Here is a 10,035-nt window from a genome sequence, read left to right as displayed (position 1 = left end):
ATTAGTTTTGAAATAAGTGATGTCAGTAAAGATTTTTTGAAGAGGTTTCGTGGCCATAAAATCTTGATTGATTAAATTAGGGATTATTTGGAGATTATTTGTTAAATTACGGTAAGTAAAATTTTTTTTAGGTCTTAAACAACAACAAATATTATTTTTTTTCATAATGAGATAAACTTTTTTCTTAGTAATGAATTCATTAAAAGTTTTTTGGTATAAATCAGTGATTTTGCGATGACCGTAAAAATATTGATGATGTAAACATAAAGCTTCTATTCTTTTTTCTTGTAAAAAGTATTTTTCTTCTTTTTCTTTTAGTTTATCTTTTATTTTTAACCAATAGTAATAAGTACTTCGTTTAATTTGGATTGTTTTTAAAATGGTGGTTAAATCAAGATTTGGATTGAATTGGTTCACTAAATAAAAAACCATTTTTTATCAATTTTTTTAATCTTTTCAATAATTTTTTGTAATAATTTAATTTTTTGTTTTAATTTTTGCATCTTAATACCAATTATCTTAGAAATTATTTTAAATATATTTATATATTAACTATTATAACTCTAAAATCAGTTATATATAAGCACTTCAAGCGTTAATCTTTTTTGTTTTTTAAAAATACATATATAAATACTTGGTAAGGCTATTAACTTAAAATTAAAGTTGATTTAATGATTGAAATAAAATTAAAAAAATAAAATTACCAAAAAAAGGAGTTTTTTTATATCGATAAATAATAATGATTAAAAATGATAAACTCGATAATATCAAATATCGATTATCATTATCATTATCGATATAAAATATAAATATAAAGTATCACTCTTTAAATAGGTTAATCTTTATATAGGTTTTTTAAAGAGGCAAATGGTAATAAAGTGGTAATAAAGTGGTAATAAGATGGTAATAAAACGGTAATAAAGTGGTAATAAAGTGGTAATAAAAAGGTAACTTAATGGTAATAAAAAGGTAACTTAATGGTAATAAAATGGTAATTTTATAAATTATTTATTTGTTTTTAATTCTTTTTTATTTAAATTTGATAAATAACCAGAACGTAACTTTTTCACCCGATAACCTTGTTTGGCTTTAGTTAAGAAGAAATGAATATATTTTAAATCTTCTTGGTGATAATAGATGATGTTTAAGCCTTTTTTGTAGTTAGTTTTAATGGTTTTATTATATTTATCTCGCTTTTGAGAGTCTAATTGATATAATTGTAAAGTTTCTAATTTATTTACATCAATTTTGCCAATTAATTCTTTGATGTTGTTTTTAGATTCATTTTGATAATTGATTTGGAAAAGAGGATAAAGGTGTTTAAGGGGGTTTTTTTGGCTTTTAAGAGGGGTTAAATCAGAAAGTAATGGTTTACTATTACTAGAAGAGAAATTATCATTAATTAAGGTAATTTTCGTTTGTTTAATTTCTTCTAAGATTTGTAGGTCGACAAAGAGAGTTTGGTTTTTCGGACGGTAATTAGCTTCTTGGTAGGTATTTTTCTTTTTAGAATGAGAGATAATAGTGAGATTGATTAAATCTTCTTTTAATATTTTTAAAAAGTTTTTAATTTGAGTTAAATCGTTAGGGGTGGTTTTCGTATTCCAACCCCCGATTCTAATTTCTTGACTGGTATCATTCATTTTTAATTTCTCCTTTTAATTATTCGTTAATAATTTCTACTTTATCTTTACCAAAAAAATGAATGGCTAAATCGACTATGATTTTTTTTCTAGCCTCTTCATAAGTAATATATGGGTCTAAAAAACATTTTTGATAAGCTGTTTTGCCATATTGACGTAATAAATCATCAACATCTTTACAAGTTTCATCATATGGTGGTAAAATCCTGCGGATTTCATAAGGGATTTGATTTAATTTTAGTTGTTTTCCTAAGACTTCACTGCGTTTTCTCCCTGTTTCGTCGTTGTCTAAGGCGATAATAACTTTGATGTTTTCTGTTTTGAGGATTTCTATTTGAACTTGAGAAAGTAATTGAGTGACACAAATGAGACCGACCACGTTCTTAATTCCATATTGATAACAACTTATAACATCAAAAAAACCTTCATGAATGATGATGGTTTTTGTTTGTTTAATATATGGTAAAGCTTCAAAAAAACGATAACTGAAATAAAAAGTGGGTGTTTGACTGAAATTCGTTAAAGATTGGTATTTGGGTTGGAAATAACTAGTCTCGCGAAAATGGTTTTGATAAAAATGAAAAGTTTGATGATAACCATTTTCAATAGGGATAATGATGGAACCATGAAAAGTATCGTGATAGTATTTTGTTCCTTGATGGTTGGTTTTTTCTTTAATAAAACCATATTCTAATAATTTATCAATGTTAATGTTTTTCTTTTTTAAAAAATTGATGAATCGAAAAGATAAAGGTTTATTAGATAAAGGGGCGTATCCTAATTTAAATTCTTTAATGGTTTCTAGAGTTAGTTTTCTTTTTTGGGTTAAATATTCTATTCCTAAATGACTTTCGTTATTTCGATTAGAAGTTAATAAATAATGATAATAATCTCTAATTTGATTAAATAAGGGTGAGATTTCTTTAAATAATTGGTTTTTGATGAGTTGGATTTGGGTTTCATCAATTGGATGAGATGTTTGGGATTGATATGGTTTTTTAAAAGGATTAGTGGTTATTTTATTGCTTTCTTTTTCTTGTTGGTTTAAAGTTTTAAATTCTTGAGTTTTCATAAAATGATAAATTCTATTAACAACCTCAGGAAAGTTTTTATTTCTTCTAACTTCTTGATAAACATCAATTACGTCATAATCACGACCACATTTCCAACAATGAATATTGTTGTTTTCATTGATATGACAAGTTGTTGGATTTTGACCTTGATGGATGGGACAAGGGAAGCGATATTTGTCGTTGAAGTTTGGTGGGAGAATATTTAATTTTTTTAATAAAACCGACATAGGGAAATTAGTTTTGATGTGGTTAATTTTAGTTTGATTATTCATTATTTACTCCTTAAAAAGTTTCGATTTGATAAGGTAAAACATAACCGATTTCTTGGAAGGTTTGGGTAGTCATTTCAAAATGATAAATTAAGGTTTTTTTGGCGCCACTGCGGTTTTTTTTGATATTTACTTCAATGATTTTTTGATTATCGTTATTATCAGATTCTAAATATAGTTGATTTAAGGTTGAATTATAGATATTAAAAGGTTTTGTTTTATCTTTTGATAGTTTGGGTTGGAATTCAGACATCATTAAGACGATATCTGAGTTAGTTTCGATCCCTCCTGAACCTTTTAAAGCGGTGATTTCTGGTGATTTACCATTATAATTAGAATAAGTATCTCGGGAAAATTGAGATAAAATGATAATAACAATATTTAATTCTATAGCGATTTCTTTAAGTTTAGTCATGATTTCGTCAATGGCTAGGCGGTCATTATCAAAATGATTAGTCGCTTTGGTGATTTGGAGATGGTCGATGACAATGATTTCCACTTTTGCTTCTAAATAAAGGCGATAAACTAAATCAATGATATAATCTATTTTTTTAGTTTTATCATAACTAAAGGATAAGTTAAGTTTAGAAAAGAATTGTTTAGTGTCATTCATCCTTTCCATGTAGGTTTGTTGTGTGATACTTGAATCTTCCAAATTTTTATCTAAAATAACATTTAAAGGAATTTTAGTTTGGTGAGATAATAAACGACTTAAATTTTCTTCTAAGGTCATTTCATAAGAAAAAATTAAGAGATGGGGATGATGGTGAGTTTCTTGATACTTGGTTTTGGCGATATCTAACAGCAGATTATAAACAAAAGTGGTTTTTCCTAACCCTGTATAACCGCCAATGGTGATGATTTGACCTTTTTTAAATCCCTTGGTAGCTTGGTTTAGTCCTTTGAAAGTTTCTGATAAGCGGTAATATTCTTCTTGAATTTTTTGTTTTGCGGTATTATCGGTTTCAAAAAATTCAGGATGTAAAGAGACCATTTGGTTTAAATTAAAGAGATTTTTATCATTTTTATGAGGAATTGAAGAGATAAAATTCCTTAATTTATCAAATATTTCTTGGTAATATAAATTTTTGTGGTAAGGGTCTTGGTTTTCGTATGCGGGGCTAATGATTTTTATTAATTGTTGAAATAGTTTTTCTTGGGTATAGGTATGTTTTAAGTTAGCTAAAAAATTAAGGTTATTTTCCTTACTAAAATCATTATTTAAAAAAAATAATGATTCTTTCGTAAAGTGATCTTGGGGAAAATGGGTTTGAAGATAGGCGAGTAATTCTTTGATAATGATGGGTTTGGTAGTGATTTTGTCCCACGGATGAGATATGGTTCTTTCTAAAAATAAATATCTTAAAGCGTTAAAGATTTTTTGATGATGGGCTTCTTGAAGATATTTAGGGTTGATTATTTGACAATAAAGGTTTAATTTTTCCCATTGGCCTTGTTCGATATAATTAATGATTTGGGTTAAGGCTTGTTGTTCGTTAGTTAAATGATTCATTATTTTACTCCTTATTTTTAATTAAATTAATGTTGTTGAAAGGGATGAAGTTTTTTTGTATTAGGTTTTTGAAAAAAAGATTAGCTTCGGGAGAAAATAAATTAATGACTTGATTGATGCCTTGGACTTTACCATTTGTAATTTTGTTGTTGAGTCTTTGGGTTTCGGTGGCATCATTGGTTAATAAATAATATTCAAAACGTGTGTCTAATTTTTTTAATTGTTGTCCTTCTACCATGGCTTGTTTATAGCGTTCACGAAGGCATGTTTTGAAATTGAAGGCAATTATGCGCTTGGTTTGGGAGAATAATACTAAATCAAATTTAATATCTGGGATGAAGAATAAATAAACTTGAGGATATAAATGAATGATGCCTTGGTTTTGAAAATAGAGTAAAATAAGGTATTCGTTAATTTTTCCGCGGATGACTTTTTGGCTTTGGGAGTTATAGTTGTTATCAGTTAAATATTTATCAAGAAGAGAGTGATGATGAATCATATATTTATTAAAAGTAAATGAAAATGATGTTTGATAAAAAAGTTTTTTTAAAATATTAACACATTGAGCGTTAGTGTTAAATTGTTTAATGTGGTAAAAACTGGTATTTGTTAACATCTTTGATTATTCCTTTCTTAATTTTTTTGGTTTTCCAGGTAATAGTCCCATCAGGTTTAAGAGTTTTAATTTTTCCATTATGGTAATAAAAATAAAGATTACCATTTTTACATTTTTTCTTAATAACAATAGCCATTAGATTTCTCCTAAATATTTCATAATTTTTTGAATATTAGATGGAATGTGGTCGGTTCCGTTTAAGATTAATTGTTTAATGTCACGAGTGTAATGAGTGAGATAATGTTTGTATCCTTGGCACACGGTTTGAAAATAAGTTAATGATTTTCTTTCAATCAGATCTCTTTGGTGGCTTTTTTGTTTTTTCTTTCTGGTTTTTCCGATTTGAGGGTCAATCTCTAAATAAATTAATAAATCAGGTTTTTTTAAAATAGTTTCATGATTGATATTGAAAATTTGTTTTAAAGGTAAATTAGTTAGTTTCTTTTCCTTAAAAAAAGGAAATAATTGATAAGCATAAGTAGATGGTAACCAACGGTCTAAGATGATTAATTGTTTATTTTTAAATAATTCTACTTGGATTTGAGCCATATTAGCGAGACTTAAATAAAAACGAGTGAGATAATCTACTTGTTGAAAATTTAAAAATAAATCTCTAATTTCCTTCCCAAGTGAACTACTTCCTAATCCTTGATACAGTTGATGAGGGGTTTTTAAGAGGGGTTGAAGGGCGTGAATAAGAGAAGTTTTTCCACTCCCGTCAATGCCTTCAAAAACGATTAATTTCATCATTGATTTCTCCTTTGATTTTTATATTTGGGTATAAAAAAATGACCTTCAAATTGAAGGTCTAAAAATATGAATAAATTATTTGATTTTGCTTAATTGTTTTAAATAAGTGGTTTTTGTTAATTCTTCTGTAACTTTAATCAAAAGTTCTAAATATTTTTGACTGTCTTGAATCATTTTGATGATAAAGGTTTTATTTTGGTAAATGCGGACTACATGATAGTTTTGGTCATTAAAATAAACTAAAAAGTAAGCGAAGTTAGCTTGACTACAATATAGTTGACATTGAACTTGGGCCCAGTAATATTGGGGGATATTTTCGAGCTGAGGGTGAGTTAAAAAATGAGTCCAAGTGGATGAGACTGCTTGGTTTTTATTCACATAAGGACATTTAATTTCTAAAACAGCTTGATGTTTTTCGTTGTAGCCATCCAAAGAAGCCGAAAACATTTTAACCTTGTCATCAGTGAAAATGGTGTCTTCGAAAGTTAAATTGGTTTTTTGATTGAAAAATTCTCTAGCGATAGGTTCCATTTTTTGGCCATGGAGAGTGTATTGATTGGAAGTAAAAGTCGTGCCAAAGAGTTTATCATGAACTAATTGTTTCATCGAACGAAAAGGATCTAACCCCGTAATGGAAGCGATTTCGGAAGCGTTAATATATTTTTTGCGATGTTGATACCATAATTTGGTGTGTTGATTTAAGTTTTTGATTTGCATAATAATCATTCTTTCTTAAAAAGTTTTTGAAATAATAAGAAAAGATATTTTCCTAAATAATAAATAAATTTAATTATATGATAAAGACATTTAAAAAGAAAATCAATTAGATATAAAAGATGAGGAAGAAATAATAAAATAATTGTTAATAAACCTAAATTTAACCATTGATTTTGATAAGTAAAGAAATAATCACTTATAGTTTTAAGGTTATTATTTAACTTAGTTAACCAAGTATTAATTAAATTCCACATGATAATTAAAGTCGCTTCGTGGTTAAATGTTGATAAAATTGAACCACTATTCCTTTTTTTAATTGGTGAATACTTAGTTTGACGGTGAAAAGATAGAATTTAATGACATAATAAACGATTATAATTGGAATAAATAAAAGTAAAATGATGATGAAAAAGATGAGATTACTAGGTAAAGATTGAAAGATTTTTTTGATGAACATGGTTTTTGGTTTCCTTTCCAAGTTGTTGTATGTTGTTAAATAAAAAAAAGACCCTGATGAGGGTCTTGGTTTGCTTTTAAAAAAATTAATTTTAAATTATTTTTTTAAATTATCAGGTTTTTTGTAAGAAGAACCTTTTTCATGAGTTTTAGTTTCTTTAATTTTTTCTTCTAATGTTTTTATTATTGCTGGATCTGATAACATTTGAATAATTTTATTCCTTTCTTCTTCTGAATAATTTTCAAGAGTATTATATAATTCGTAATATTTTTTTACATTATCTTTTACTTCTTCCTTGGATGAAATTATATCTTTTCCATGTTTTTTAGGCGCAGCCATTACTTGATGAAAATAATTAGTAATTAAGAACATTTCTAAAACTATAAATAGCAAAATATTCAAGAATAATAAATTATGTTGAAATTTAAACATTAATTAAAAACTCCTTTTATTAATTCAGAAAAATTATTTTTGTTCATATTGCCAAAAAATATACATATTTTTTGCTCCATTACCCATTTGTTTTAATTCTTCTAAAGTATATTTATCATCTTCATCGTCTCTTGTATTATTATCAAAAAAAACACCTAATAAATTATGAGGTGGATTTTTAATTTTCCAAATCATTGCAAATTGTGCTATATTTCCATTATAACGTGGACCAGTTAGTGTAAAATCAAAATATTGTGAAAATGGTTGAAAATTTTTAATACTATTAATATCTGAAAAAGTTATATTAACGATTCTCATATCACCAACACGCTCTTCATGAGGGGCCGCTATCACTTGATTATTATTAGTAATTAAAAAAAATCCTAATAAAATAAATATAAATATATTCAAGAATAATAAATTATGTTGAAATTTAAACATTAATTAAAAACTCCTTTTATTTTATTCCTGGAATTTAAAGTTGATATTTTTATGTCCATCCAGGTTGATTTTTTCCATTTTTAACCTCTTTAACTTTATCATAATTATGTTTATCTTGGTAAAGAGATAAAGTTTTACGGACAGGGTTGAAGTGGAGGTGGAAATTGGTTAATTTGAAATTGGAGTTATGAACAAATGCACGACCAAGGTAGTAATCTTTGTCGTCTTCTAAGAAGTGTTTTGGACCTTTGTATTTAAGAATTAATTTGTTGTAACCTGGGCCTTTGTGTTCGTGTTTTTCGAAATTAACATAATTATCTAAATAACTGTCATCTTTGGTATAGAAATGAGCGCTGTTAAAGCCGTTAAAAGTGGTGTGATTATAGGTATCACCATCTTTATTCCAACGGTCGAAAGGATGACGGTCTTTGATGTAACTAGCGAGGTTAGTGGGTTCAGGTTGGGATTCGATACGTTCTTGAGCGGTTAAAATATTGTGATGACTACCTTTTTTGGCTTGAAATTGTTGTTGATAATAACCAATCCCATTAAGACCATCAAAAGTGTAATGAATTTCAATCATTGGTTGTATTCTTCCTTTATGATCAGTTTCATCCCATTCTTTTTTTATATCAGCTTTGGTTTCTTTTAAAATAGGGATTTCTTCTTTCGGTAATTTAATGATGTTCATTTCGGTTAAAACAATCCAACCAATCAATAAAAAAAGAAGTACCCCTAATATGATAAAAATCCATTTAATTGTTTTTTTGATGATATTAAACATTCTTAGCCCCTTTTGGGTAATTTTAAATATATTACTATTTTAACATATTTAATTTTTAATATTTATTAAAACCATCTTCGTTTAAACCAAGAGGTTACTTTATCGACTGTTTTATTTGCGTAATCAATGATTTTATCTTTAACAGGTTGAAGGGAACCTTTCCAGGTTTTTTGGTTATCTATGGTTTCTTTGAGGTGGGTATATACTTCAGTTTCGCGGGTTAATTTATCACTTTTTTCTTTTAAGGTTACTTTAGTGGCTTCGTGGGATTTTTGTTCGTCTTTTAGTTGTTCTTTAAGTTTATTGATTTCATGACGGAGTTCGGCGTTTTCTTCGATATATTTACTAGACGCGTTTTCTAAAGCTTTAATGGTTCCTTCTAAAGCTTCAATGTGAAGACCTTGTTGCACCCATTTATCGATTTGTTGTTCTAATTCTTCGCTTAAACGGTTAATTTCATTGGCTTGTTCGTGGATGATTTGGTTTAGTTGGGTGATTTCTTGGTCTTTTTGTTGGATAGTTTCTTGATATTCTTTTTCTTTTGTTGTTAAAGTTTGTTGTAATTGAGTAATTTCGGTTTGGAGTTCTTGTTTTTGTTGTTCTGATAGTTGTTGGTTGGTTTCTAATTCTTGTTGTTTGATTTCGATTAAGTTTTTTTGTTCTTGGAGTTGGGTTTGGAGTTGGTCGTTAATTTGTTGTTTTTCGTTGATTTGATTGATTAATTCATTAATTTGTTTTTCTTTTTCAGTGTTAATGGTTTTTTCTTGATGAAGATCAGTTTCTAGTTGATTAATCTTTTGGTCTTGGGTAAAGATTTCGTTTTCTTTAGAACGGATTTTGTCAGTTTGTTGATTGATTTCTTTTTGAAGTTCTTGTTTTTCTTGTTCAGAAAGTTTTTGATTATTTTCTAATTCTTCTTGTTTTTGAGTTAAATCATGTTCTAAATTAGCTTTTTGTGTTTCTAAAGTTAAACTATTAATTTTTTCTTGTTGAAGTTGAATTTCTAATAAGTGTTTGGCTTTGATGATTTCTTCAGGAGTTAGTTGTTGTGTTTCTGTTGTTTGGTTAGTTTCTTTTAATTCCTCGCCAAGTGATGGTGTTTGTTGGAGTTGTTCTTGTTGTAATAAGATAGGTTCAGTTGGAGATTTTTCAACTGAACCTTTATCAGGGATTGTTAAGGTTGCCAGTTGTACTTTCTTCTTGAGTTATTTCTGTTTTAGATTCGTTATTATTAGTTATATTTGGTTCTTCATTTTTTATGATGGTTGGTTTTTGTGTTTGTTGGGTGGATGGTGTTTGTATATTGGTAATTGAAGGATTTTCGATTTGATGGGTTAATT

General features: G+C 27.4%; 13 protein-coding genes and 1 pseudogene. All 14 read right to left on the bottom strand.

Annotated features, from left to right (window positions below):
• Positions 1-503: pseudogene (locus OYV_RS02590) on the bottom strand (IS3 family transposase); the annotation flags it as partial.
• A 501-nt stretch (positions 504-1,004) separates the two neighbouring features.
• Positions 1,005-1,643 carry a hypothetical protein gene (locus OYV_RS02585; RefSeq protein ID WP_011160876.1) on the bottom strand — a complete coding sequence of 213 codons (639 nt, stop codon included), beginning with the start codon at positions 1,641-1,643 and terminating at the stop codon, positions 1,005-1,007.
• 19 nt (positions 1,644-1,662) lie between these two features.
• On the bottom strand, positions 1,663-2,988 hold the full coding sequence (locus OYV_RS02580; RefSeq protein WP_011160875.1) for a toprim domain-containing protein: 1,326 nt from the start codon (positions 2,986-2,988) through the stop codon (positions 1,663-1,665).
• A 10-nt stretch (positions 2,989-2,998) separates the two neighbouring features.
• Complete coding sequence (locus tag OYV_RS02575) at positions 2,999-4,498, bottom strand: replicative DNA helicase (RefSeq protein WP_042068134.1); 1,500 nt, start codon at positions 4,496-4,498, stop codon at positions 2,999-3,001.
• Positions 4,499-4,502: 4 nt separating this feature from the next.
• Positions 4,503-5,114, bottom strand: coding sequence for a hypothetical protein (locus tag OYV_RS02570; protein ID WP_011160873.1), 612 nt, complete (start codon positions 5,112-5,114; stop codon positions 4,503-4,505).
• On the bottom strand, positions 5,083-5,250 hold the full coding sequence (locus OYV_RS05050) for a hypothetical protein (protein ID WP_172642358.1): 168 nt from the start codon (positions 5,248-5,250) through the stop codon (positions 5,083-5,085). Before OYV_RS05050 ends, OYV_RS02570 begins: the two co-directional genes overlap by 32 nt.
• Complete coding sequence (gene tmk, locus OYV_RS02565) at positions 5,250-5,864, bottom strand: dTMP kinase (RefSeq protein ID WP_011160872.1); 615 nt, start codon at positions 5,862-5,864, stop codon at positions 5,250-5,252. The genes OYV_RS05050 and tmk overlap by 1 nt, the downstream gene beginning before the upstream one ends.
• 75 nt (positions 5,865-5,939) lie before the next feature.
• The gene (locus OYV_RS02560) at positions 5,940-6,581 is read right to left on the bottom strand and encodes a YqaJ viral recombinase family protein (RefSeq protein ID WP_041624791.1); all 642 of its coding nucleotides are present in this window, start codon (positions 6,579-6,581) and stop codon (positions 5,940-5,942) included.
• A gap of 5 nt (positions 6,582-6,586) precedes the next feature.
• Positions 6,587-6,835, bottom strand: a complete 249-nt coding sequence (locus OYV_RS02555) for a hypothetical protein (protein ID WP_041624789.1) — start codon at positions 6,833-6,835, stop codon at positions 6,587-6,589.
• 5 nt (positions 6,836-6,840) lie between these two features.
• Positions 6,841-7,038, bottom strand: coding sequence for a hypothetical protein (locus tag OYV_RS04850; protein ID WP_148169637.1), 198 nt, complete (start codon positions 7,036-7,038; stop codon positions 6,841-6,843).
• 96 nt (positions 7,039-7,134) lie between these two features.
• Complete coding sequence (locus OYV_RS02550; RefSeq protein WP_011160870.1) at positions 7,135-7,470, bottom strand: SVM family protein; 336 nt, start codon at positions 7,468-7,470, stop codon at positions 7,135-7,137.
• A gap of 33 nt (positions 7,471-7,503) precedes the next feature.
• Positions 7,504-7,911, bottom strand: a complete 408-nt coding sequence (locus OYV_RS02545; protein WP_011160869.1) for an SVM family protein — start codon at positions 7,909-7,911, stop codon at positions 7,504-7,506.
• 49 nt (positions 7,912-7,960) lie between these two features.
• Positions 7,961-8,695: a hypothetical protein gene (locus tag OYV_RS02540; RefSeq protein ID WP_011160868.1), complete on the bottom strand. Its 735-nt coding sequence runs from the start codon at positions 8,693-8,695 to the stop codon at positions 7,961-7,963.
• A 65-nt stretch (positions 8,696-8,760) separates the two neighbouring features.
• Positions 8,761-9,105, bottom strand: coding sequence for a chromosome segregation ATPase (locus tag OYV_RS05340; protein WP_011160867.1), 345 nt, complete (start codon positions 9,103-9,105; stop codon positions 8,761-8,763).
• Between the last annotated feature and the right edge of the window lie 930 nt (positions 9,106-10,035).

The sequence above is a fragment of the 'Chrysanthemum coronarium' phytoplasma genome (assembly GCF_000744065.1).
Lineage (GTDB): Bacteria > Bacillota_I > Bacilli_A > Acholeplasmatales > Acholeplasmataceae > Phytoplasma > Phytoplasma asteris.
This window is presented reverse-complemented; position numbering and strand designations above follow the sequence as displayed.

What these genes read in the sequence shown, in the direction of transcription:
- OYV_RS02545 (WP_011160869.1), bottom strand. Translation starts at nt 7,911, where the DNA reads ATGTTTAAATTTCAACATAATTTATTATTCTTGAATATATTTATATTT.
- OYV_RS02555 (WP_041624789.1), bottom strand. Translation starts at nt 6,835, where the DNA reads ATGTGGAATTTAATTAATACTTGGTTAACTAAGTTAAATAATAACCTT.
- OYV_RS02550 (WP_011160870.1), bottom strand. Translation starts at nt 7,470, where the DNA reads ATGTTTAAATTTCAACATAATTTATTATTCTTGAATATTTTGCTATTT.
- OYV_RS04850 (WP_148169637.1), bottom strand. Translation starts at nt 7,038, where the DNA reads ATGTTCATCAAAAAAATCTTTCAATCTTTACCTAGTAATCTCATCTTT.
- OYV_RS02570 (WP_011160873.1), bottom strand. Translation starts at nt 5,114, where the DNA reads ATGTTAACAAATACCAGTTTTTACCACATTAAACAATTTAACACTAAC.
- OYV_RS02540 (WP_011160868.1), bottom strand. Translation starts at nt 8,695, where the DNA reads ATGTTTAATATCATCAAAAAAACAATTAAATGGATTTTTATCATATTA.
- tmk (WP_011160872.1), bottom strand. Translation starts at nt 5,864, where the DNA reads ATGATGAAATTAATCGTTTTTGAAGGCATTGACGGGAGTGGAAAAACT.
- OYV_RS02580 (WP_011160875.1), bottom strand. Translation starts at nt 2,988, where the DNA reads ATGAATAATCAAACTAAAATTAACCACATCAAAACTAATTTCCCTATG.
- OYV_RS02585 (WP_011160876.1), bottom strand. Translation starts at nt 1,643, where the DNA reads ATGAATGATACCAGTCAAGAAATTAGAATCGGGGGTTGGAATACGAAA.
- OYV_RS02575 (WP_042068134.1), bottom strand. Translation starts at nt 4,498, where the DNA reads ATGAATCATTTAACTAACGAACAACAAGCCTTAACCCAAATCATTAAT.
- OYV_RS02560 (WP_041624791.1), bottom strand. Translation starts at nt 6,581, where the DNA reads ATGCAAATCAAAAACTTAAATCAACACACCAAATTATGGTATCAACAT.
- OYV_RS05050 (WP_172642358.1), bottom strand. Translation starts at nt 5,250, where the DNA reads ATGGCTATTGTTATTAAGAAAAAATGTAAAAATGGTAATCTTTATTTT.